This is a genomic window from Ruegeria sp. C12, from assembly GCF_056537745.1.
The window spans coordinates 728980-751044 of the sequence record NZ_JBQFSA010000001.1 but is presented as its reverse complement, the minus strand read 5'-3'; the positions used below and the strand labels follow the sequence as shown (position 1 = coordinate 751044).

Genomic DNA, 22065 nt, shown 5'->3' with positions numbered 1-22065 from the left:
GCGGCCAGCTTACACCAAACTGTTGAAATTCGCCAATTTCGCCTCACCCGCCCGGCGGATAGCGGCCTGATACCAGGTTCCAAGCAGGGCGATATATCCCGTCAGATTGGTCGATGTCACGGTTCCGGCGGTATCATGCGGCCCGCGCAGCCCCCGTTCGACTGCCAGTTGGCTGTAATACTCGATGACGCGCAGGATCATGGTGGGTTCGGCATAGGCCAGCGACAGATGCTCGGGCTCCCACACCGTGTTGAAATACAAAACCGCGCCCAGATCGTCGGTGAAATCCATCAGTTCGGAAAGCTCCTGCCAGTTCACCGTCATGATACAGGCTGAGATACCGATGGGCCGGTTGTGATGGTGCGAATAGTCAGCCAGCCAGCGGGTGTTTTGGATCACCTCATCAAAATCCGCGTTGCGCCGGATCGAGCCATAGGTGTCACGCCGGACCGTATCGAGGGAGATACCGATATGTACGTTACCCCGCTCCAGCACGGACAAGGCCTGATCCGGCAGCAGGGTTGCGTTGGTCTGAATGGTAATCTCGCAATCCGGGTTCAGAGTGATCATCTTCTCCCAAATCCGGTAGTAAAGCCGCATCAGGAACGGCTCACCACCATAGAAGGTCGTGCCTTCGAGGTACGGGATAAAATCCTCCAACTCCTCGACAAAACCATCGCCATAAGCTTGCTGCATGGGCGCACGCAGTTCCCTGTAGCGGCGAATGCGCGAGGACAGCTCGCCATTGCACATGATGCATTCAAGATTGCAGGCATTGTGCAACTCGAAGGAAAACGAGGTTGGGTGATCCGGATCAACGCTCCAACGATCAAAATGCTGCGCGACGACCGCGCCGTAGTTCCCGAATTCAATCTGCGATCCGCATCCGTTGCACCCTCCGCCAAGTTCGCCTTTTGCCACGCGCTGGCACAATGTCTGACGCGGACGCCCCTGCCAGATTTCGTGGATGGACTGATCCGGGTACCGGCCCAGCGGCTCGCGATTGTAGCAACAGCTTGAGACATTGCCGTCCGTGCCGAAATACAGGCTGGTCGACGGGCTGTAACACAGGATGGGCCGGGGTCCGGCGCGGCGCTGTTGATTGTAGTGATAGTTCTGAATCGGGTTGATCATGGCCCCACCAAAACTTGCTCGGGCTTGATCATAACACACCGTGGCCAAGCCATGGCCGAAAACTGCCGACATGCGTGACCCGTGGGCAGAACCTCAGAAACGATGAAGCTGCTTCAAATCCGTGATATGCTTTGTTTTGTCATGATTTTTCACGCAGGGGGTCTGGCGTGCGCAAACGTCGAGTTGAACTGGTTTACTTTTCCATTGTCGCGCTGCCCATTTGCGTCTTTGCCGTCCATGAACTGATCCAGACCCATATGCTGTCCAAGGATCTGGACCTTTCCCCTGACATTCTGGTGCAGGACAAGGACTGGTTGGAGACGGTCGGCAGATACAGGTTTCTTGCCGCCGCCTGGTTCTTTGCCGCGCTGGCCATTCTGCCCGTCGCAGTGCTGGCCCGCAACCTGATGCGCCCGACCGAACGGAACACAAGGGTTGCGGCGGTTCTGACCGTTGTGGTCGTATTTTTGCTGGCCATGATCCCGGTGATCCAACAGCACCTGACGGGAACGCCGCCGCAAATTTACCGGCAGGTGGGAAAAGAAGTGTTCGAGATGACCCTGTCCAAAGGAACCCTGCCCGGCTGCCAGAGCGTCGGCGATCGCTGGCTGATGGGCACATGCGGGGAAATTCCGGTGTTTTCGCTGTTCCGGCGTGTGATGGACATTATCACAGGGCTGGCGGGTCTTGCAGTCGGGGCTTTGATTGCGGGAATGATCCTGTGCCTGGCAACCGGCGAAAACGGCGATATCGAAGACACCGCTGTCCGATTGGCCCGCAACATACGCCAGATGAAGCAACAGCTTTACCTGTCCAGTCTGATCCTGACTTTCGGCATGTTCTTCGCCTCAAGCTGGATGTACTGGCCCTTGCCCGTGATCGCCGAGTCGGAAAAGTCCGCATTCACATCCTTGGTCACCGCATCGGCCTTGCTGACCGGCACCTATTTCTGCCTGCTGATGCTCAGCTTTTTCCTGCCTGTGGCTGTAATTCTGGACGGCCGCGTCACAAATCTGGCAATCGCCGCGCGCCAGAACGAAGGCGGTGAGGACGATTTTGACGTTCAGGACTGGCGCAAGGAACACGGGCTGTCAGATGGGCCCGGCGATTTCATGCGCGCGGGTTTTGCGCTGGCCGCCCCCATTTTGGCGGCTTTTGCGGGCGGCATCTCTCCGATCAGCGTCTGACCCCGCAGAACAACCAAGTGACGTATCAATCTGAGCCGACCTGTGGCACGGTTCGCAAACAAAGAAAACTGGGAGGACCTCATGACAATTCGCAAGACTAAGGGGAGTGGACGCCTGTTCGACAGTGTTTTGGACACGGTAGGTGACACGCCCTGCATCCGCATCGGCAGGATCGCACCGGCGCATGTGTCCGTCTATGTCAAGTTCGAAGCGTTCAATCCTACCGGATCTGTCAAGGATCGTCTGGCCCTCAACATCATCGAAGCAGCCGAGCGCGACGGTCGCCTGAAGCCGGGTCAAACGGTTGTCGAGGCGACCTCGGGCAATACCGGGATCGGTCTGGCGATGGTTTGTGCGGCCAAAGGATACCCGCTTGTCGTGACCATGGCAGACAGCTTCTCGGTCGAACGGCGCAAGCTGATGCGGTTTCTGGGTGCGAAGGTTGTTCTGACGCCACGGGCGCAGAAAGGTTTTGGGATGTATACCAAGGCCAAGGAACTGGCCGAGCAAAACGGGTGGTTCCTGGCCAGCCAGTTCGAGACCGCCGCCAACGCGGATATCCACGAAAACACAACCGCGCAGGAAATCCTTGGCGATTTCGGTAGCGGACGGCTGGATTACTGGATCACGGGGTATGGAACGGGCGGAACGGTGTCCGGCGTTGCACGCGTGCTGCGCAAGGAACGCCCTGACACCAAGATCATCCTGACCGAGCCTGCGAATGCGGCCCTTGTCGGGTCGGGCTATGTGAACACCCGCAATGCGGATCATCAGCCAACCGAAAGCCACCCCGAGTTTGAGCCGAATCCGATTCAGGGCTGGACGCCCGATTTCATCCCGTGGGTTCTGCAGGAAGCAATCGATCAATCCTACTATGACCAGTTGATCCCCGTTCCGGGCAGCGAAGGCATCGCATGGTCGCGCCGTCTTGCCGCCGAGGAAGGTATCTTTACCGGGATCTCTGGTGGTTCGACTTTTGCAGTGGCGATGAAGGTGGCCGAAGATGCCCCCGAAGGTTCGGTGATTTTGGTCATGCTGCCGGATACGGGCGAACGCTATCTCTCGACACCTTTGTTTGAAGGGATCGAAGAAGAGATGACGGATGAGGAACAGGCAATCTCGATGTCCACGCCGTCTGCGCAAATGGTGGCCGAGTAGGTCTCTGCTTTTATTGGCGCGTATTGAGACGATCTGTTCCTGATCGTCTCAAAATAGGTTGGCGAAACCGAAAAGCATCCTGCCCTCAGGCGTCAGAACTCTTATTCGGCGGCAAGCGGGACTATCGCAGTGCCAGGCTCGGATGTCCGGCTGGCAGGTAAGCATACCGCGCCAGACCGTCTTCGGTACAACATCGCAAAGACGGGCGGCGTGAAATAAAAGGACACCACGGTCGACAGCAAAACACCACCGGCGATTGCAACGGCAAAGGGCGGCCAAAATGCGCCCCCGCCAAGGATCAGGGGAAGAAACCCGCCGAACGTGGTGATGGTTGTCGAGATGATGTGGCGGCTTGATCCCGACACAACCCGCGCCATGGCACTCAGGTCGCCCCGGCTGGCCTCCGGGTCCTTTTGCAACCCGGTCAGAATGATGATCGCCGCATTGATCGACACACCGATTGACCCGATCACGCCAATGATCGCGGTGATCCCGAATGGGAATTGCATAACGGCCAGTGACAGCATCGAAAGCCCGGCGGACAGCACACAGACGACCAACGTCACCACGGTCAGGCGGAAGGAATTGAAGGTCAGCACAATGGTGGCAATCGACAAGGTGACAATCAGGCCGACAGACGCCAGCAGATTGCCCACCGTGTTTGATCGCGCGTCGCTGTCCCCTCCCAAAGACATCGAATAGCCTTGCGGCAGGACAAATCCGGATGCGTCCAGCGCCTCTAGCACGTCTTGCAACGCCTCTTCCGGCAATACGCCCGGCACGATGAACGCCTGAATGGTGTTTTCGCGCACGCCATCTGTCCGGGTGATGGTGCTTTCGGCAGGTTCCAGAACGGGCCGCGCCAGTTCTGACAACGGCACCGCCGGGAACACTCCGGTGGCCGAAACCGCAGGGGCATTCGGCAGCAGGATCGGCATGCTGACAATCGCGCTCAGGTCCGAGCGGACTTCGTCGCCCAGCCGTACGCGCACGGGCAATTGTTCGGTGCCTTCGATCAGCGACCCGCCGGTAATGCCTACCAATGCAGTATCCAACTGACCGGCAATATCTGCTACGTCCAGCCCCAGCAGGCGGGCCTTGACCTCATCAATCTCGAACCGGATCTGAGGGTTGCCACCGTTGACGCTGGCCCGTGCCTGCGTCACCAGATCCAAGTTCGCCATGATCGAGCGAACTTCGTCGCCCAGATTGCGCAGAACAGTGATGTCCTGCCCCTGAATTTTGACCTCGACTGGGGCGTCAACCGGCGGGCCTTGCACCAGATTGCGCACGATGATCTGGGCATCGGGGAAATCGGTATCCAGACGGCTTTGCAACGCGCCGACAAGGCGGGCTGCGTCATCGGCGGTGTCGGTCGTGATCATGGCCTGCGCAAACCCCGGTTCGCGGGAACGGTTGCCGACAATGTTGTAGTAAAAGGCCGGGCCGGATTCGCCCACGGTCCAGTAGACGCTTTTGACGCCTTCGTCGGCCAGCAGCATGGCGTCGATCTGCCGCGCTGTTGCCTCAGTGGTGGCAATGGATGTGCCGCCCGGCATGTCGACCTCGATATAGAACTGGTTGCGGTCGACACCCGGAAAGAACTGAGCGGTCAGCGTCGGGAAGGCCGCGAAACCAAGCACGGGCAGAACCAGCGCCAGCGCGATGGACCGGACCGGGTTGGCCACCGACAGGCGGATCGAGGCTTCGAATAGGCGGGCAAGCGGCGGGACGCTGATCCCCCGGCTCAGCATTCCGGCATCCGGACGGTCGGACAGAACCCAGCCCGCAATCGCTGGCGTCACGGTCAGGGCAACGACCAGAGACCACACCAGCATCAAAACAACGGCGATAGCGATAGCGCCGACAAAATCCCCGGCGGGCCCGGGCAGCAGGATCATAGGTGTGAAGGCCAGCGCCGTGGTGACAGTCGATGCCAGCAACGGCGCGGCCAACCGGCGAACGGCGTCCTGCACGGCGGCAATACGGGCCATCCCGTCTTGCAAGCGACGTCGGATTTCGTCGGTCATGACAATGGCCGCGTCCACCAGCAGACCCAAGGCCACAATCAGGCCGGTGACAGACATCTGGTGGATCGGCAGGCCGATCATGTTCATCGTGGCCAAGGTCGCCAGTGAGACGACAGGCAGCACCAAGGCCACGATGGCCGCCGCCCGAACGCCCAGCGTGATGAACAAAACGGCCACTACCAGTGCGACGCCAATGGCCATGTTGATCCCGACCTCGGTCAGACGGTCCGTTGTATACTGGCTTTGATCGAACAGCAGCACTTCCTGAACGCCCAACGGCACCGACGGCGCACCTGCCGCAAGTTCTTCCCGAAGGAAACCGGTCCAACGGTCGATCTGCACGCCGTCTTGTGCAAGCACGCCCACCAGCACGGCGGGCTTGCCACTGGCAAAGGCGATTGAGGATTGCGGATTGCGCGCACCGCGATCCACGCTGGCGATATCGCCCAGTTGCACCACCGCCCCTTCTTCACTTTCCCGCAGGACGATGCTGCGAATGCGGTCCAGCGTTTCGATTTCACCGCTGATGTTGATGGTCAAATCCACGTCGGATTGCAAACGACCCGACTGGACCTTGCCATCCGCCTCGGCAATGCGCTGAGAGATCTCGGCAGCGCTTAGCCCCAAGGCCGCTGCCCTGTCCATATCCACACTGACCAGCACTTCCTCATCTGGCTGACCAAAATACTCAACGGCGCGCGTTGCAGGGATCGCGCGCAAACGATCCCCCAAGGCCTCGGCATGGCGCGACAACAATGTGACCGGGAAATCCGGGCTATCCGCAGCGACTGCGATAACCGCTGAATAGGCCGAAATGCCCTCGGCATCGAAATCCGGGGGCAGCACACCTGCCGGGAAGGTCTGACGGGCATCTTCGACGGCATCGCGCGCCTCGGCCCAAACCTGTTCTATGGTGGCTTCGTCCAGTGTTTCCAGCAATTCGACCGAGACCACCGAAACGCCCGAGCGGGACACGGAACTGATCTCATCCACCTCGGCGATTTTTCGCAGTTCTTCCTCGATCTCTGCCGTAACCAGCGCTTCGACCCGCTCGGGGTCAGCACCCGGAAACTGTGTGGTCACTGTTGCAAAAAGGTTGGTGATCGTAGGGTCTTCCTGACGTCCCAGCGACAGGAAGGATGACAGGCCCGCTGAGACCAGAACCAGAATAATCAGGGCGACAAGGCGGGGGTGGCGAAAGGTCAGGGTTTCCATGGGACCGCTCCGTTACTCGCCGGCGCCGAAGGCGACACGCTGACCAACAGTGACACGTTGTGGCCCCTGATCGATCAGGACGGTCCCGTCCGGAAACTGCCCGCGCACAAAGACCCGGTCATCCTCGGCATGCAGTACTTCGACAGTCGCAAGCCGCACGGTCTTTTGCGCATCGGCAACCAGCAGCGTCCACTGCCCCCGCGTCCCTTCCTTTAGGGATGTCGTGGGCACCCATGTCCCGGCACTTTCCACCGGATCAAGGACATGCACGCGTGCAGTCTGCCCGAACGCAACATCCGGCCCGTTTTTCAGATCGAACAGTGCCGTCCGCGTACGGGTCACCGGATCAATATCGGGACGCAGGGTTGCAAGTTCTGCCAGGTAGCTCTGACCCGCGATTTCGATCTCAACATCCGCCAGCAGCGCCGGATCGACATCCAGCGGGATTCCGATCCGAACCTGAGGCGAGACAAGCTCGACCATGCCCAACACCAACTCACCGGACCGGAGCGTTTCCCCGCCATCCACGTGCCGCGAGGTGATTTGACCCGCAAACGGGGCCTCGATGCTGGATTTCTCGATTCGCACCGTCACATCCCGCAAACCAGCGTCAAGCTCACCAATCCGGGACAACAGTTCATCCTGCTGCGCGACGGCCTCGTCCAGACGGGCCTGGCTGGTAAAGCCCTGCCCGATGAGTTTTGCGTTTCGCTCGACTGTTTTCTTTGCAAAGGCAAGCTGCGCGGCAATGGCATCTCGTGACGCGGTCAGGCGATCGCGTTCCACCTCCAGCAGCGCAATGTCCAAGGTCGCAAGAAGCTGCCCCTTGGCCACTGCATCGCCCTCATCCACAAGAATCTGATCCAGCCTGCCATTCAGTTCGAACGAAACATCAGCCGAGCGTTGAGGTTCGACCTGCCCGATGAAGACCCGATCCACCGTATAGGCGTTTTCAGAGATGATCGGAGTGACGGATACCGGGGTCACTGCGGCGGCGTCTGGTGCAGGCACAGCATCCGCCCTGCGCGTCAGTTCCGCGGTTCCGACGTAAACAGCGGCGGCTGCAACGGCGATCACGCTGACGGTCAATCCAAGCCGCACCGTGCCGCGCAACACGCGCGAAAACAGACCTTGCTTGGCAGGTTCAGAGGGGGATGTCGCAGGATTCGGCATTTGGGGACCTCATCAAGTTAGCCCCTCTAACATATGTTAGAACTTCTTACTTTGACAAGGGGTACGCGATCTGGCAAATGTTGGATCATGACGAGCACAGAAAAAATCCTCGCGCCAACCAGGGGCGCTGACCGCCAGGCCGTGGGCAAGAAAGCCTATCATCACGGTGATTTACGGGCCGCCCTGATCGAAGCGACCCGGCAATTGGTGGAAGAAAAAGGCCCCGACAGTTTTTCCGTATCCGAAGCCTGCAGGCTGGCCGGAGTATCCACCGCTGCGCCTTACAAACACTTCAAGGACAAGACGGAAATGCTTGTCGCCACCGTTCTCGAAGGGATGGTCCGGCATCGCGAAAACATGCTGGCGGCGCTCGAGGGCATCCCCGAAGGCTCGCCCGAACGCATCACCGCAATCGGCATGGAATACATTGCCTTCGCGCTGAACGAGCCGGGGATTTTCCGGCTGAAATTCGGCGGATTCACGGACCGCATCGCCGACCAGCGCCTTGAAGAAGGTGGGCAGCAGAGCTTTGGGATTCTCTTGGCCGAAGTGGCGAAATGTCTGGGTGAATCGGAAATCACAGAAGAGGTCCGCCGCCGAGGCTTTCTGTTGTGGAGTTTCGTTCACGGGTTGTCCTTCATCCTGAAAGACCATGCGCTTGCAGAGAAAGGCCAGGATTTCGATTTGCACGATCTTCTGGAAGACGTCTCGCAAAGAATGCTGAGTTGACCCTGCACCAGCCTATGGGCGCTTCAACCCTTTCCAATCCTTCGTATCATCTGGCGCAGGTAAAGCGTTGGGGACACGCGGTTCAAAATGTTCGAAAGCGTGGCCACACGCCCAACGGGAACAAAATCCTGCTGCTTTTGCACACCGCGAAGAATGATCCGTGCTGCGTCCTGAGGCGCAATGTACTCGATACCATCAGCCGCAGAGCCCGGACGCACAAAATCCGATTGGTGGGCATGCGGTCGCCCGATATTGGTCGCGACAAAAGACGGGGCCGCGATGACCACGTTTACCCCATGAGGCAATTCCTCGGCCCGTAGCGATTTGAAAAACCCCTCCATCGCGTGTTTGCTGGCGGCGTAGGCGGTGCGGTGCAGCAACGGCGCAAACCCGGCGACCGAGGATATTGCCAGATGGGTTCCTTTGGCCAAGCGGACGGGTTCTAGAAAGTGTTTTGCACACTCGACGGCTGCAAAATAGTTGATTTCGAACAGTTTCCTGTGTGCCTGCATGTCGCTGTCGACAAAGGCCGCTATTTGCGAAACGCCCGCGTTGTAGATGACCAGATCGACCGAGGGTCTGTCACCAATGATCTCGGCGCAGGTCGCCGCACAATGATCTGGCTTGGTCAGATCGCAGGCGTAGACGCTGACATTTTCCAAAGCCGCCAGTGCATCAAGTTCAGGGCCGGGAAGGTCGATCAAGGCCGTATGCCAACCCTGATCCCGCAGCGCCTTGGCAAGGGCCTGCCCTAGCCCGCCTGCCCCTCCGGTTATGACGGCGGTCTTTGTCATGTCCTGCTCTCCCACCAGCGCTGGAACGTTTCGGCGCTGGAAAGGCTGGGTTGATAGCCAAAGTCGGATTTCAGGGATGCGTTGTCCAGCACGGGCCGATACTGCAAGAACCTGACCTGCTCGGGTCCGTAACGGCTCAGACCCAAGGGCCGGGCCACGGTCAAGGCCAGTTTGATCAGCCTCGGCGGCAGCCATCGCACGGTTTTACCCATTGCATTGGCGATTTCGGACAGTGTCAAAGCGCCATCACCCGAAACGTTAAAAACACCCGCTGGCCCGTCGGTTGCAGCCCGCAGCAAAATCTCGGCAAGGTCCTGATCCCAGATGAAAACAAAGGGGCTGTCCGACCCCCTTAACCCGAGCAATCGCGGTTTATGGAACAGGGACGTGATCTGGTTCTCGACACCTTCGCCCAGCACCGTACCCACGCGCAGAACGACCTGTTGCAGATCGGGGGCGTTTTCTCTGGCCTCGGCCAACATCTCTTCGACCAAGCGCTTGTGCCAGGAATAGGCAAACTCCCGATTGCCCCGGATCGCGTCCGTTTCACACAGCGGTACAGGGTTGTCGGCGTGATAGCCATAAGCCGCGCCCGAGGACGTGACCACCAAACGCCGCACCCCGGCTGCAATGGCCGCGTTCAGCACATTCCGGGTGCCTTCGACATCGACCTGATATTCGATCTCTCGCGTTGACTCGGGGCCCGGAGTTACAATCGATGCCAGATGCACAACGGTATCGGGGCGTTCTGCAAGGATGATGTTCTGCGGGTCGTCGCCTGTCACGTCCATCGTCAGAAAACGCGCGTTGGGCGGCAAGTCCTCAGGCTTGCGAATGTCGGTCGCAACCACATCCAGTTCCGGGCGTTCACCAAGGCGCCGCAAAAGCGCGGCCCCCACCGCCCCGGCTGCGCCAGTGATCAATATCCGGGTCATGCCGGAACCGCTCGCCGTGCGAAATAGCGCGCCAGTGCGATCCCCGAGATCGCGTGCCATATGCCCCAAAGGGCCGCTGCAACGGCCATCCCGCCCAGCCCCCCAAAGAAGGCAAAGATCAGGATCAGCCCAAGGCCCGAGTTCTGAATGCCGGTCTCGATGGTCACGGACCGGCGATCCCGTTCGGACAGCCCCGCCACGGTCGCGGTGACATACCCGCCTAAAAAGGCCAGCGCGTTGTGGATTATGACAAGGCCGATGATCGCCCCGGCAAAGCTTAGGAAATGGGCCCAGTTCGCGGCCAGCGCCAATGCGATGAAGGCCACGAAAATGCCCATCGACACCCACTGCATTGGTCGGCGAATACGGTCGGCAAATGCAGTGAACCGCGCGTTCACGACCATTCCCAGGATCAGCGGCAGGATCAGCATGAACCCAACCGTTATCGCGACCGAGACCGGATCGATTTCCGTACGCTGCAAAATCTCGCGCGTCGGGCCATAAAGATTGCCCCAGAACGCAATGTTTATCGGTGTGATGACAATCGCCCCGACCGTCGCAAAGGCCGTCATGGAAACGGACAGCGCGACATTGCCCTGCGCCCGATGGGTCATGAAGTTCGAGATATTCCCGCCGGGACAGGCCGCAACCAGAATAAGGCCCATCGCAACAGATGGCATGGGCCGAAGCACAAGGATCATCAGAAATGTCAGCGCAGGCAGGATCAGAAACTGCGACGCCAGCCCGACAATCAGTGGCTTGGGTCCGCGCATAACGCGGCGAAAATCGTCAATCCGCAAATCCAGCGCAATCGAGAACATAATGATCGCCAGAACCGCATTCAGAACCCTGAGGTTTCCGGCATCAAAGTTCAGCGCAACCTGATCGATCCCGTTCATCGCTCAGCCGCCCGCAGCGCCGCGATCTGACCGGTGACTTCTTTGCGATAGGTTGCCTTGTCGACGTAATACGCCATGCGCGGCAGGTCGATATAGTTCATGCCCCCCGTCGCCCGCTCATACCCGTCGGATTTGGTGGCACGGATCGCCTTGGCTGCCGCGTTGCCCGAGCGCAAACCAGCGATATAGCGCGCAACCATCTCGGCCTGCTCATGACGGCCCTGCCAGCCCAACCCAGACGCCTCGACCATGCCGAGGACGAACAGGTCATCCCGGTCCGGGTGCATGCAATTGAGGTACAGGTCCGGGGCGTCGCCCTTCCAGTTCAGCAAGTCCTTTTCGATGAAGGGATAGTGCAGCGAATACCCGGTGGCTGTCAGGATCATGTCATAGTCGGATGAACTGCCATCACGGAAATGAACCGTCTTACCCTCGAACCGTTCCACATCCGGGCGCACCTTCAGGTCCCCGTGCCCGGCATGGAACAGGATCAGCGAGTTCACAACAGGATGGGATTCATAAAGCGCATAATCCGGTTTCGGAAACCCGTATTTCTGCGGATCACCGACGAACCATTTCAGGATTGCCCCGTCAACCTTGCGCTTCAGCCACATGGGCAGGCGGATCTTGCCGCCCATCGTATCCGCCGGAACGCCAAATACGTATTTCGGCACAAAGTAATACCCACGGCGCATCGACAGATCGCAGGACAGCCCGTGGTGGATGGCATCCACCGCAATGTCGCACCCGGAATTCCCCGCGCCGATGACCAGAACACGCTTACCGGCGAATTGGGTTGGATACCGGTATTCGGACGCGTGGATCAGTTCACCTGTGAACTCGCCCTTGAACTTGGGCATGTTGGGTTCCGACAAGGTGCCATTTGCAATCAGAATACCGGCAAAGGTCTGGGTCTGTTCGACCCCGGCCCTATCGCGCCAGGTCACATCCCATCCGCCATCCTGCAAAGGCTTGGCGCTTAGAACTTCTGCACCGAAGTGAAAGTGCCGATACAGATCGAAGGCGTTCGCGAATTCCTGAAAATAACGCTTCATCTCGCGATGCGACGGGTATTCTGCCGTGTCCTCCTGCATGGGGAAGTCAGTGAATTCCGTCATCCGCTTGGAGGATATGAGGTGGGCGGTCTCGTACATCGTGGACCGGGGTGCATCGATATTCCAAAGACCACCCACATCATCTGCCAGTTCAAATCCCTGAAACGGCACCCCCTGCTCGATCAGTGTCTTGGCCATTGCAAGACCCATGGGCCCGGCTCCGATCAGTGCAAAACACTCTTGGGGGCGGGCTTTTACCTCAACCGGTTGACCCGCCTTTACCTGCCCCTGTTCCATCCGCGCCTCCTCCTGCGACATCTCTTATCTTGAACGAACGTTCTAAATAAGGCAAACTGGTTTTTGAGATGGCCCAACATGCTGTAAAAGAACGTAAAAGAGCACCCTCGCAGCGATCCGTCGCGGCGCGAGAGCGCATTCTGGACGCCGCAGAACAGGTCTTTGCCGAAAGGGGATTCGAAGGAGCCTCGATCCGGGACATCGCCGAACGGGCGCAGGTTCAAAAGGCCAGCGTGAACTTTCACGGCGGCCCGAAAGAGGAATTGTTCGAGCGTATCGTGGCGCGCCGTGCCGCCGAGCTGTCCGAAGAACGCCTTACGTCCATCAGGTTGCTTGAGGCTCATGACAACTGGAGCGTCGGCGATCTGATATCAGCTTTCATGCTGCCCCTTGTGACCCGCGCTTTTGGCGGCGACCCTCAGTGGCTGGCCTATGCGCGTATCGTGGCCATCGTTTCGGCCGACACCCGCTGGCGCGCGCTGGCCAATACGCATTTCGATCCGGTGGCCACGCGTGTTGTACAGATGCTGTGCGCGCGTTTCCCCGGCGCGGACCCGGCGCGCGTCGCTGGCGCGCTGGTGTTTGCGGTGTCGTCCATGCTGGCGCTCTGTACCTCTGACTGGCGGATTGCCGCGCTCGGCGGAACGGGTGACGAACCGCAGTCTGACGACATGATCCAAAACCTGCTGTGTTTCTGCGAGGCTGGCATTCTTAGCAGCGTGGATCAGAACCTCCCGCTACAAAGTTAGTTTTCAGCAAAGGCCGCGATCAGTTCCTGCGCCAACGGCAGCGAGGAATACCCCAGTTTCGAAGGCGTCAGACCCAGCCGGACGACGACCATGTCATGGGACGGGAAAATGCCGATGGTCTGTCCGTCGTGGCCCTGTAACCAGACCGAATCTTCGAAGGACGGCACGCCACCCGGGGCCTCGATCCAAAGGTGCCCTTTGGCATAGGCACCATTCGACGCGGCCACCGGCTCAAACATCCAATCCGTAAATCCTTCGGGCAGTATCTGCTGCCCATCCCAGACGCCCTTTTGCAGCAAAAACTGCCCAAACCGCGCCCAGTCCCGCGCCGTAGCGTACATATAGCTGGACCCGACAAACGTATCCGCAGCATCTGTTTCCAGCACGACCGAGGTCATGCCCAACGGCTCGAACAATGCCTCCTTCGGATAGCTTAGCCCCCCGTCGCCAACCGCGTCTTGCCACACGCGGGACAGTGCAGTGGATGTTCCGGACGAATAGTTGAAGTCGGTGCCAATTTCGCTCTCTGCTGGACGACCTGCCGCAAATCCGGCCATGTCATCACGCAGATAGAGCATTCTGGTGACGTCAGAAACATCCCCGTACTCTTCGTTCCACTCCAGCCCGCTTGCCATCGACAACATATCGGCGACAGTGATGTCCCTGCGGCTGTCATCGGCCCATTCGGGGAAGCTGTCGATCAGTTTATCATCCAACGCCATCTGGCCGGACTGTATCAACGTACCAATTAGGCCCGCCGTCACGGTCTTGGTCATGGACCATCCCAACAGTGGGGTGTTTTCGTCGAAACCCGGCGCATAGCTTTCCCCAACGATGCGACCATCTCGCACGACAACGACAGCGCGATACCCTTCGCCAAGCAAGGTCTCGTCGGACAGAATGCGTTCTATTTCAGCATCTTGAGACGGATTGACGCGGTTTCCCTTCGGCCAGATGCCGTCCGGCAATGACGGCGACGCAGCAAGGGTCTTGTCGCTGAGTTCGGATGTGTACAGGTTCGCACATCCCAACCCCTCGCGGTATTGAGAAGTTGCAGGCGCAAAGAACCGGAAAATCCGTGCCTCGACGTTTTGCGCTTCGCGGTCCACTTTGATCGAGATTTGCCGCAGCAATGGATGCCCGGGGGCTTGCACGTCAACCGACAGAACCTCATCCGGGTCGCGCCCCGCGATGAACACGTTGGAACAGACGATCTTGGCCGAGTAGTTCGTGCCGACCTTCAGCAAATCGGGCGGTGCAATCAACAGATACCCTGTCAGACCGAGTGCGCCGGCGACTGCCGCGCCCGCGAAGATCTTTGCCGCTTTTACCAACATCGCCCCTATCAGCCGGTGTGCCCGGCCCTCCTCTCAACCCGATACCTGCCCTGACTAGAGTATAAGCTCACGCAACTGGCCACAGTTCCGTTGCGTTTTTCCCGGGGCGCGACCACGCCCTTCCTGCCGCGTTGCGCCAAAAAGGCCAACGGTCTTCAATCCGCCAACCTATCCAGCGCGGAATAGAGCGCGTCTTTTTCCGCCCCAAGCTTGCGCTCCAGATCTGCCTGAAAGGCCGAGGCGATCGGGATCAGTTGACCAAGGACCAAGGCCCCCTCTTCGGTCAGTTCAAGCTTCACCAGACGCCGGTCCTTGGGGTCGACCGTCTTGGAAACAAGCCCGCGCGCCTCTAGCCGCGCCGCTGCCCGGCTGACCATCGATTTTTCCAAACTGACCCGTTTTTCGATGTCCCGCACCGATAAGTTCTTTGCGTATCCAATGTTTACAAGAACCCGCCACTCGGGAATCGAAATGCCAAACTCACTTTTATACTGCTGCGCCATGTCCATACTCAGACGCGCAGCCAGAACTGTCAGGCGGTACGGCAGGTATTTCTCCAGATCGAACTCGGGCAAAGTGTTTGGCGTCATCCGGCAACGTCCTTTTTTCCGTATGGAGGCCAAATATTCATTGCAAATGCAACAAAAATATTGACACCGTTGCAAATGCAACGATTATCGAGTCGATTTCCTATACACTCGGACCAGAAGCGCCCCGGGGCCTTCTTCGTCAAAACAGCAAAAGGACCGATCCTCGTGGCCAAGGCATTTGCATCGCAAGGCGATCTGACCGAAAAGACAATCACTTTTGATGAGATTGGCGAAGGGCTGTACGCGTTTACCGCCGAGGGCGACCCGAATTCTGGCGTCATCATCGGCGACGACAGCGTCATGATTGTCGAGGCGCAGGCCACCCCACGACTGGCCAACAAAGTGATCGAATGCGTCCGGACCGTGACCGACAAACCAATCACCCACGTTGTGCTGACTCACTATCATGCCGTTCGGGTGCTGGGCGCGTCGGCCTTTAATGCGCAGCAAATCATCATGTCCGATGTCGCCCGCTCGATGGTTGTCGAACGCGGGCAAGAGGATTGGGATAGCGAATTCCAGCGCTTCCCGCGCCTGTTCGAAGGACACGAAAGCATCCCCGGCCTGACATGGCCCACGACGACCTTCAGCGAGAGTATGACGGTCTATCTGGGCAATCGCCGCGTGGATATCAAACAGATCGGCCGCGCCCATACGGCAGGTGACGCGGTGATCCATGTGCCCGACCAAAACGTGATGTTCACGGGCGATATCGTCGAGGATCACTCGGCCTGCTATTGCGGCGACGGGCATTTCGCGGATTGGGGCGGAACGCTCGACGCGATCAAGGCCTATGACGTGGACGCAATCGCGCCGGGTCGTGGTGCGGCATTGGTGGGCAAGGACGCGGTGGACCGCGCCATCGAAAGCACGCGGGACTTCGTGAACTCGACCTACACCCCTGCCCAGCGCGTGGCGATGAAGGGCGGAACGCTCAAGGATGCGTGGGACGCGGTGCGTGAGGCCTGCGACCCCAAGTTCAAGGACTACGCCATCTACGAACACTGCCTGCCCTTCAACGTCAGTCGCGCTTATGACGAAGCACGCGGAATCACCCACCCCCGCATCTGGACCGACAAACGCGATCTGGAGATGTGGGAGCAGTTGCAAGGCTGATCCGATTACACCCAATTCGGCACGTCAGGTATTCAGATGCTTCAGGACAGATATTCGCTCGCGTTTCGGCTTTATCCCTATCGGAAATCCGCTGATCAGGACGCACCACATGCCAGGCGCCATCCGGTTGTTATCGTCGGCGGCGGCCCGATCGGGCTGGCCATGGCGCTGGATCTGGGACGGCAAGGCATTCCCGCGCTGGTTCTGGACGATCACGAAGGGATCGGCATGGGCAGCCGCGCGATCTGCTTTGCCAAGCGAACACTGGAGATCGCAGACCGCTACGGGTGCGGCGCACCGATGCTGGACAAGGGCGTGGTCTGGAATGTCGGCAAGGTGTTTCAGGACGACCGTCAGGTCTATGAATTCAACCTTCTGCCCGAAACCGGCCATCGCAACCCGGCGTTCATCAACCTGCAACAGCCCTATTTCGAGAAGTTCATCTTCGAGGCTATCTGTGCCGAACAGGAGCGCGGAGCGCCCATCGAAATCCGTGGCAAGAACCGGGTTGAAGCGATTGATGTCAAAGACGACCACGTGACCGTGTCGGTCGAAACTCCGGATGGCCCTTACCAGATCGAGGCGGACTGGCTGATCGCCTGCGACGGCGCGGGGTCCCCGACGCGGGACATGCTTGATCTGGGGTTCGAGGGGCGCGTGTTTCAGGACAGCTTCCTGATCGCTGATATCAGGATGAAAACCAGCGAATTCCCGACAGAACGCTGGTTCTGGTTCGAGCCTTACTTCAAATCCGGGGCCTCGACTTTGCTGCACAAACAGCCTGATAACGTCTGGCGCGTGGATTTTCAGATCGGCTGGGATGTGGACCGCAAGGAAGAACTGAGAGAGGAAAACATCCGCAGACGGCTGGATGCGATGCTGGGCGACGACGTCGAATATGAACTTGTCTGGTCCTCAATCTACACCTTCCAGTGCCGCCGCATGCAGAACTTCCGCCATGGCCGGGTGATCTTTGCAGGAGATTCAGCGCATCAGGTGTCCCCGTTTGGCGCGCGCGGGGCCAATTCGGGGATGCAGGATGTGGACAATCTGGGCTGGAAGCTTGGCCTTGTGATTGCGGGAAAGGCACCGGACAGCCTGCTGGACGGCTATGATCAGGAACGGGTGTTTGCGGCGGATGAGAATATCCTCAACTCGACCCGTTCGACCGATTTCATCACCCCGAAGTCCAAAACCAGCAAGAGGTTTCGCGATGCAGTCTTGAAGCTGGCCGAAACGCACAGCTTTGCCCGGCCTCTGGTCAATTCGGGGCGGTTGTCCGTGCCCTGCACCTATGATCATTCATCCCTGAACGGCGAGGATGCCCTGCCCGACGGCCCAAGCGGAACGCGCGTCGGTGCGACATGTGCAGATGCGCCTTTGGGCGATGGCTTCCTGCTCGACCGGCTTGGGGATGAGTTTGTTCTTCTGGCGATCAACACGGATGCACCGGCACATCTGGACGTGGATGGGATCACCCTGCGCACCGTCTCTGTCCAGACGACCGATGCCTTAGCTGCCCGCTATCTTGGGGCGAACAAACAGGCCGTTTATCTGATCCGCCCGGATCAGCATGTAGCGGCCCGCTGGGTGGCGTTTGATGAGGCGGCGACGCGCGCGGCGGTTCGCAAAGCCTGCGGAAAGGAATAGCACATGCCGTTGATTACCGAGCCAAACCTGCCATCACCGGATGATTTCTACGCCGATCTGATCGCCGCCCATGACGGGCTGTCGGATGAGGATAGCGAAGCGCTGAACGCCCGACTGATCCTTGTGCTGGCCAATCATATTGGGGATCACGAAACGCTCAGGCAGGCCCTGCAAGCCGCTGCTTGAAAAGCTTCAGACCCGGCGACAGATCCGAAATACAGCTTAGGGCACCAGTCGATTGCGGCCCTGAGCCTCCAGCACCCAACAGTCCGTGCCTTCGAACACCACCGCAGTCAGCGGGTGGCAATAGCCTGCACCGGTGTCGATATTGATCCGATTGCCCCGGTGATCCGGCGCAGATACGTGGCTGTGGCCATGTACCACCAGCCACGGATGCTGGCCTTCGTGGTTCAGAAACTCATCGCGGATCCAGATCAGGTCGTCGGGGTCTTGCTGCTCTAATGGCACACCGGGTCGAATGCCTGCGTGGACAAACAGCACATCGGTGGTCAGGTGATAAGGCTGCAACCGGGTCATAAAGTCGATATGCGCCTGTGGCACCGCCTGTTTCGCCTTGGCGTGAACCTGATAGATGCGATCTCCGTCCTCTACCCCTACCCCGTAAGACTGCAACGTCTCGACGCCGCCAATCCGGGGATGCAGCCAGTGATAACCGATCAGAAGTCGGGCATCATTGCGCGGATACGCCTCAAGGAACATCGCGTACATCTGGTCGTGATTGCCGCGCAGGAACGTCCAGTTCCTGCCCTCGGCCTGCCCTTTGATCAGAAAACCCAGAACCTCGCGGCTTTGTGGCCCCCGGTCGGTGTAGTCACCAATGAACACCACTTTGGCATCGGGGCCGCCGTCGCGTTCGATCCGCGCCAGGGCGTCCTCCAGCATCCCAAATTGACCGTGAATGTCGCCTATTGCGTAGATCGGATCGGGCATCTGTTACGCTCCGTTCAGGCGAAAGAAATATCGACCGAGCCAAACGCGCCGAAATCGGCGTGGATGTCAGCGCCTGACGGGCATTCGACAGGTCGGATGAAGCTGCCGGACAAGATGACCTGACCCGGTTCGATGCTTTGGCCGTACTGCACCATGCGGCGGGCCAGCCAGACAACGCTTTCGATAGGATCGTTCAATACACCGGCCCCCAGCCCTGTTTCCTCAATCTCGCCATTACGGAAGGTCAGTGCGCCCACCCAACGCAGATCAAACGCATCAATTGCATGGCGTTCATCGCCCAACACGACGCCCGCATTTGCCGCATTGTCGCTGATCGTGTCAAACACAGTGCGCGCCTTGCCGGTCTCGGGGTCCATGCGCTGAATACGGGTGTCGAGGATTTCGATGGACGGTACGACGTAATCCGTTGCGGCGATGACATCCTCACGACGGACGTCCTCGCCCCCCACGGCGGAGTGCATGACAAAGGCAATCTCGGCCTCGATCCGGGGTTGGATGAAACGCCCTGCCGGGACAGTGCTGCCATTCGCGAACACCATATCATCGAACAAAATCCCGCTGTCGGGGATGTCGATATTCAACGCATATTGCATCGCTTTCGAGGTCAGCCCGATCTTCCAGCCAATCACCTTGCGTCCTTCGGCCAGTTTCTGACGGTAGATGGCCTTTTGCACCGCATAAGCGTCGTCCATGCCCATTTCGGGGTGGCGCAGGCTCAGCAACCCGATCTGTTCGCGCGTCCGTTCGGCCCGCAACAGATCAGCAGCGGCGCGGTCGTGATCTTCGGGGGTCATACCTGTTCATCCTCGACCGTGTTGCGCAGGGTGCCGATGCCGTCGACCGACACCTCTACAACGTCGCCGGGCACCAGGTATCTTGGCGGATCGAACCGCGCGCCCGCGCCGGTGGGGGTGCCGGTGACGATGATATCGCCGGGCTGCAAGGTCATGAAGGTCGAGATATACTCGATCTCGCGCCGAATCGGGAACATCATGCGGTTCAGCGTGTCATCCTGCCGTAGCTCGCCATTCACGCGGGTCTGGATGCGGGCGTCATCCAGTTGCGCCGCATCGGTGAACGGCACCAGCCACGGGCCGATTGACCCCGATTTGTCCCAGTTCTTTCCTTGCGTGACGTTAAACTTGGCGTGCCGCACCCAATCCCGGATCGTGCCTTCATTGCATAAGGTCAAGGCCGCGATATGGTCATACGCGTCTTGCTGAGCGATCCTGCGGCCTCCCTTGCCGATCACAATGGCAACCTCGCCTTCGTAATCCAGCGTGTGGTTTTCGGGCGGTCGGATCAATGGGCGGTCATGGCCGGTAAAGCCGCTGGGAAAACGTGGAAACAGCGACATGTATTTGGGCTGCGCGCTGCCGTCCTTGTATTCCGCATTTCGGTCCGGAAAGTTCACCCCAACACATAGGATACGGCGCGCATCCGGCATCACCATCTCATAGGTGAACTCGGTATGGGTGACGGGCCTGCCTTCGGCAGCTTTGGCCAACTGCCCGAATGCACCCGAGGCGATCACCTCATACAGGCTGGCGCAGTCCGGGAACGCATCATTCAGAGCGATAGCGCCGTTGTCGGTGATGGCTCCGAAAAACGTCCTGTTATCTGTTGTGTAGGTGGCAAACTTCATGTGATCTTTCCCCAGACGTCACGGATGACCTCTGCCGCCATCAGCACGTCTTCGCGCGTTGTATCGAATTGGCCGACCTGAAAGCGGATGATCTTGCGACCGTCGAACAGGCCTTGGGTCAGGTAAATCCGGCCATCATCGTTCAGCGCATCCACCAATCGCTGCTGCATCTCATCATCACCAGGACAACGGAAGGAAAACAGGCTGAGAATCGGGCCCGTCGTCACCTCAAACCCCTCCATCGCGCCAATTGTCTCAGCAAGCTCAGCGGCCCAAGTAACGTGGTTGCGGATGCGGGTCCGCAACCCCTCCAACCCGTATGAGCGCAACAGGAACCAGATTTTCAGCGCCCGGAACCTGCGCCCCAAGGGGATCGTCCATTCCGAGTAATTCGTGACCTCTGCCCCGGTTGTCTTGAGGTATTCGGGCTCGATCTTCAGCGTGTTCAACTGCGGTGTGGCGTCCCTGAGGAATTGAATGGCGCAATCGAACTGCGCGCCCAGCCACTTGTGCGGGTTGAAGACGATACTGTCATAGCGGTCGGCCCCGGCCCAAAGCCCCGCGCGGAATTCCGGGCAGATCATGGCCGACCCGGCCCATGCCGCATCAAGATGCGTATATAGGTCGTGTTTCTGCGCCACATCGGCAACCGCATTGAGATCATCGCATGCCCCCACCCCGGTGCCCCCGGTGATGGCGATGATCCCGGCGGGCACATGACCGGCGGCGATGTCGCGCTGGATTGCGGCCTCCAGCGCATCCGGGTCAATCGCAAAGGTCGGGCCATAGGCGGGCAGTTTGACCAGATTGTCCTGACCGATGCCCGCGACCCAGCAGGCCCGGTCAATCGACGAATGAACCTGATCCGAGCAATAAATCCGCAGCGCCCCTTTGGTGTTCAACCCTTCACGATTGCCGGTAAAGCCCGTGGCCCGTTCGCGCATGGTCAGCACCGCCGACAAGGTGGCCGAGGACGCGCTGTCCTGAATGACCCCGGTCATGCCTTCGGGCAAGCCCAGCGCCTGCCGGAGCCAGTCAACCATAACCCCTTCGACCTCGGTCGCGGCCGGAGAGGTCTGCCACAACATGCACTGCGCCGCGATTGTAGTGACCAGCATCTCGGCCAGCATCGACGGCGGCGCGGCATTGGCCGGGAAATAGGCAAAGAAACGCGGGTGCTGCCAATGGGTCATCCCCGGCATCACGATCCGTTCGAAATCGGCCATGATGGTGTCCATGGCCTGAGCATGCTCGGGCGGCTGCTGGGGAAGCTGCGCGGCAATCTCACCCGGGGCGGTTTGCGCGCGCACCGGCAGGTCGGGCAGAGCCTTGTGATAATCCGCGGCCCAGTCGGATATGCGTTTGCCCCAGTGGCCAAACTCGTCCCAGTCCATTCCCGC

Annotated in this window: 20 protein-coding genes; 7 read left to right on the top strand and 13 right to left on the bottom strand. The window is 59.3% G+C overall.

Annotated features, from left to right (window positions below):
* Positions 1–9: 9 nt before the first annotated feature.
* Positions 10–1206, bottom strand: coding sequence for a radical SAM protein (locus ACR0C9_RS03435; protein WP_480707988.1), 1197 nt, complete (start codon positions 1204–1206; stop codon positions 10–12).
* Positions 1207–1301: 95 nt separating this feature from the next.
* Between ACR0C9_RS03435 and ACR0C9_RS03430 the strand changes: the two genes are divergently transcribed.
* Together ACR0C9_RS03430 and ACR0C9_RS03425 are read left to right on the top strand one after the other, a co-directional pair.
* The gene (locus tag ACR0C9_RS03430) at positions 1302–2321 is read left to right on the top strand and encodes a hypothetical protein (protein WP_480780386.1); all 1020 of its coding nucleotides are present in this window, start codon (positions 1302–1304) and stop codon (positions 2319–2321) included.
* An 81-nt stretch (positions 2322–2402) separates the two neighbouring features.
* Positions 2403–3479, top strand: coding sequence for a PLP-dependent cysteine synthase family protein (locus ACR0C9_RS03425; RefSeq protein WP_480780385.1), 1077 nt, complete (start codon positions 2403–2405; stop codon positions 3477–3479).
* A 101-nt stretch (positions 3480–3580) separates the two neighbouring features.
* On the opposite strand, the gene ACR0C9_RS03420 is transcribed toward ACR0C9_RS03425, so the two are convergent.
* Positions 3581–6724 carry an efflux RND transporter permease subunit gene (locus ACR0C9_RS03420; protein WP_480780384.1) on the bottom strand — a complete coding sequence of 1048 codons (3144 nt, stop codon included), beginning with the start codon at positions 6722–6724 and terminating at the stop codon, positions 3581–3583.
* A 12-nt stretch (positions 6725–6736) separates the two neighbouring features.
* Positions 6737–7897, bottom strand: a complete 1161-nt coding sequence (locus ACR0C9_RS03415) for an efflux RND transporter periplasmic adaptor subunit (protein WP_480581792.1) — start codon at positions 7895–7897, stop codon at positions 6737–6739.
* Between the two features lie 87 nt (positions 7898–7984).
* On the opposite strand from ACR0C9_RS03415, the gene ACR0C9_RS03410 reads away from it, so the two are divergent.
* Positions 7985–8626, top strand: coding sequence for a TetR/AcrR family transcriptional regulator (locus ACR0C9_RS03410; RefSeq protein ID WP_480581795.1), 642 nt, complete (start codon positions 7985–7987; stop codon positions 8624–8626).
* A gap of 23 nt (positions 8627–8649) precedes the next feature.
* Here ACR0C9_RS03410 and ACR0C9_RS03405 read toward each other — a convergent pair whose 3' ends face one another.
* Genes ACR0C9_RS03405 through ACR0C9_RS03390 form a run of 4 tightly spaced genes read right to left on the bottom strand, consistent with a single transcriptional unit; the run spans position 8650 to position 12627 of the window.
* Positions 8650–9420, bottom strand: a complete 771-nt coding sequence (locus tag ACR0C9_RS03405) for an SDR family NAD(P)-dependent oxidoreductase (RefSeq protein WP_480780383.1) — start codon at positions 9418–9420, stop codon at positions 8650–8652.
* On the bottom strand, positions 9417–10355 hold the full coding sequence (locus tag ACR0C9_RS03400; protein ID WP_480780382.1) for an SDR family oxidoreductase: 939 nt from the start codon (positions 10353–10355) through the stop codon (positions 9417–9419). The genes ACR0C9_RS03405 and ACR0C9_RS03400 overlap by 4 nt, the downstream gene beginning before the upstream one ends.
* Positions 10352–11254 (bottom strand): bile acid:sodium symporter family protein, encoded by a 903-nt coding sequence (locus ACR0C9_RS03395; protein ID WP_170517599.1) that lies wholly within the window; start codon positions 11252–11254, stop codon positions 10352–10354. The genes ACR0C9_RS03400 and ACR0C9_RS03395 overlap by 4 nt, the downstream gene beginning before the upstream one ends.
* Positions 11251–12627, bottom strand: coding sequence for a flavin-containing monooxygenase (locus ACR0C9_RS03390; protein ID WP_480780381.1), 1377 nt, complete (start codon positions 12625–12627; stop codon positions 11251–11253). The genes ACR0C9_RS03395 and ACR0C9_RS03390 overlap by 4 nt, the downstream gene beginning before the upstream one ends.
* A 47-nt stretch (positions 12628–12674) precedes the next feature.
* Here ACR0C9_RS03390 and ACR0C9_RS03385 point away from each other — a divergent pair, with 47 nt between their 5' ends.
* The gene (locus tag ACR0C9_RS03385; RefSeq protein ID WP_170451701.1) at positions 12675–13355 is read left to right on the top strand and encodes a TetR/AcrR family transcriptional regulator; all 681 of its coding nucleotides are present in this window, start codon (positions 12675–12677) and stop codon (positions 13353–13355) included.
* On the opposite strand, the gene ACR0C9_RS03380 is transcribed toward ACR0C9_RS03385, so the two are convergent.
* Both ACR0C9_RS03380 and ACR0C9_RS03375 read right to left on the bottom strand, forming a co-directional pair.
* Positions 13352–14692 (bottom strand): serine hydrolase domain-containing protein, encoded by a 1341-nt coding sequence (locus ACR0C9_RS03380; protein ID WP_170621527.1) that lies wholly within the window; start codon positions 14690–14692, stop codon positions 13352–13354. The genes ACR0C9_RS03385 and ACR0C9_RS03380 overlap by 4 nt on opposite strands.
* Before the next feature lie 155 nt (positions 14693–14847).
* On the bottom strand, positions 14848–15282 hold the full coding sequence (locus ACR0C9_RS03375) for a MarR family transcriptional regulator (protein ID WP_170517589.1): 435 nt from the start codon (positions 15280–15282) through the stop codon (positions 14848–14850).
* Between the two features lie 165 nt (positions 15283–15447).
* Here ACR0C9_RS03375 and ACR0C9_RS03370 point away from each other — a divergent pair, with 165 nt between their 5' ends.
* The 3 genes from ACR0C9_RS03370 to ACR0C9_RS03360 are packed head-to-tail and all read left to right on the top strand — an operon-like array spanning position 15448 to position 18234.
* Entirely contained in the window at positions 15448–16398 is a 951-nt protein-coding gene (locus ACR0C9_RS03370; RefSeq protein ID WP_480625805.1) for an MBL fold metallo-hydrolase, read from the top strand.
* Between the two features lie 36 nt (positions 16399–16434).
* Positions 16435–18048 (top strand): FAD-dependent oxidoreductase, encoded by a 1614-nt coding sequence (locus ACR0C9_RS03365; protein WP_480780380.1) that lies wholly within the window; start codon positions 16435–16437, stop codon positions 18046–18048.
* 3 nt (positions 18049–18051) lie between these two features.
* Positions 18052–18234, top strand: coding sequence for a DUF2783 domain-containing protein (locus tag ACR0C9_RS03360; RefSeq protein ID WP_170451711.1), 183 nt, complete (start codon positions 18052–18054; stop codon positions 18232–18234).
* Positions 18235–18270: 36 nt separating this feature from the next.
* On the opposite strand, the gene ACR0C9_RS03355 is transcribed toward ACR0C9_RS03360, so the two are convergent.
* The 4 genes from ACR0C9_RS03355 to ACR0C9_RS03340 are packed head-to-tail and all read right to left on the bottom strand — an operon-like array spanning position 18271 to position 22059.
* The gene (locus ACR0C9_RS03355) at positions 18271–18999 is read right to left on the bottom strand and encodes a metallophosphoesterase family protein (RefSeq protein ID WP_480780379.1); all 729 of its coding nucleotides are present in this window, start codon (positions 18997–18999) and stop codon (positions 18271–18273) included.
* Positions 19000–19013: 14 nt separating this feature from the next.
* On the bottom strand, positions 19014–19814 hold the full coding sequence (gene hpaH, locus ACR0C9_RS03350; protein WP_480780378.1) for a 2-oxo-hept-4-ene-1,7-dioate hydratase: 801 nt from the start codon (positions 19812–19814) through the stop codon (positions 19014–19016).
* The gene (locus ACR0C9_RS03345) at positions 19811–20665 is read right to left on the bottom strand and encodes a fumarylacetoacetate hydrolase family protein (RefSeq protein ID WP_480780377.1); all 855 of its coding nucleotides are present in this window, start codon (positions 20663–20665) and stop codon (positions 19811–19813) included. Before ACR0C9_RS03345 ends, hpaH begins: the two co-directional genes overlap by 4 nt.
* The gene (locus ACR0C9_RS03340) at positions 20662–22059 is read right to left on the bottom strand and encodes a pyridoxal phosphate-dependent decarboxylase family protein (RefSeq protein ID WP_480780376.1); all 1398 of its coding nucleotides are present in this window, start codon (positions 22057–22059) and stop codon (positions 20662–20664) included. The genes ACR0C9_RS03345 and ACR0C9_RS03340 overlap by 4 nt, the downstream gene beginning before the upstream one ends.
* Positions 22060–22065 lie beyond the last annotated feature (6 nt).

Bases quoted from the DNA above. Each gene is read 5' to 3' on its own strand.
- ACR0C9_RS03435 (WP_480707988.1), bottom strand. From the start codon at position 1,206: ATGTCGGCAGTTTTCGGCCATGGCTTGGCCACGGTGTGTTATGATCAA.
- ACR0C9_RS03425 (WP_480780385.1), top strand. From the start codon at position 2,403: ATGACAATTCGCAAGACTAAGGGGAGTGGACGCCTGTTCGACAGTGTT.
- ACR0C9_RS03420 (WP_480780384.1), bottom strand. From the start codon at position 6,724: ATGGAAACCCTGACCTTTCGCCACCCCCGCCTTGTCGCCCTGATTATT.
- ACR0C9_RS03415 (WP_480581792.1), bottom strand. From the start codon at position 7,897: ATGCCGAATCCTGCGACATCCCCCTCTGAACCTGCCAAGCAAGGTCTG.
- ACR0C9_RS03410 (WP_480581795.1), top strand. From the start codon at position 7,985: ATGACGAGCACAGAAAAAATCCTCGCGCCAACCAGGGGCGCTGACCGC.
- ACR0C9_RS03405 (WP_480780383.1), bottom strand. From the start codon at position 9,420: ATGACAAAGACCGCCGTCATAACCGGAGGGGCAGGCGGGCTAGGGCAG.
- ACR0C9_RS03400 (WP_480780382.1), bottom strand. From the start codon at position 10,355: ATGACCCGGATATTGATCACTGGCGCAGCCGGGGCGGTGGGGGCCGCG.
- ACR0C9_RS03395 (WP_170517599.1), bottom strand. From the start codon at position 11,254: ATGAACGGGATCGATCAGGTTGCGCTGAACTTTGATGCCGGAAACCTC.
- ACR0C9_RS03390 (WP_480780381.1), bottom strand. From the start codon at position 12,627: ATGTCGCAGGAGGAGGCGCGGATGGAACAGGGGCAGGTAAAGGCGGGT.
- ACR0C9_RS03385 (WP_170451701.1), top strand. From the start codon at position 12,675: ATGGCCCAACATGCTGTAAAAGAACGTAAAAGAGCACCCTCGCAGCGA.
- ACR0C9_RS03380 (WP_170621527.1), bottom strand. From the start codon at position 14,692: ATGTTGGTAAAAGCGGCAAAGATCTTCGCGGGCGCGGCAGTCGCCGGC.
- ACR0C9_RS03375 (WP_170517589.1), bottom strand. From the start codon at position 15,282: ATGACGCCAAACACTTTGCCCGAGTTCGATCTGGAGAAATACCTGCCG.
- ACR0C9_RS03365 (WP_480780380.1), top strand. From the start codon at position 16,435: ATGCTTCAGGACAGATATTCGCTCGCGTTTCGGCTTTATCCCTATCGG.
- ACR0C9_RS03360 (WP_170451711.1), top strand. From the start codon at position 18,052: ATGCCGTTGATTACCGAGCCAAACCTGCCATCACCGGATGATTTCTAC.
- ACR0C9_RS03355 (WP_480780379.1), bottom strand. From the start codon at position 18,999: ATGCCCGATCCGATCTACGCAATAGGCGACATTCACGGTCAATTTGGG.
- hpaH (WP_480780378.1), bottom strand. From the start codon at position 19,814: ATGACCCCCGAAGATCACGACCGCGCCGCTGCTGATCTGTTGCGGGCC.
- ACR0C9_RS03345 (WP_480780377.1), bottom strand. From the start codon at position 20,665: ATGAAGTTTGCCACCTACACAACAGATAACAGGACGTTTTTCGGAGCC.
- ACR0C9_RS03340 (WP_480780376.1), bottom strand. From the start codon at position 22,059: ATGGACTGGGACGAGTTTGGCCACTGGGGCAAACGCATATCCGACTGG.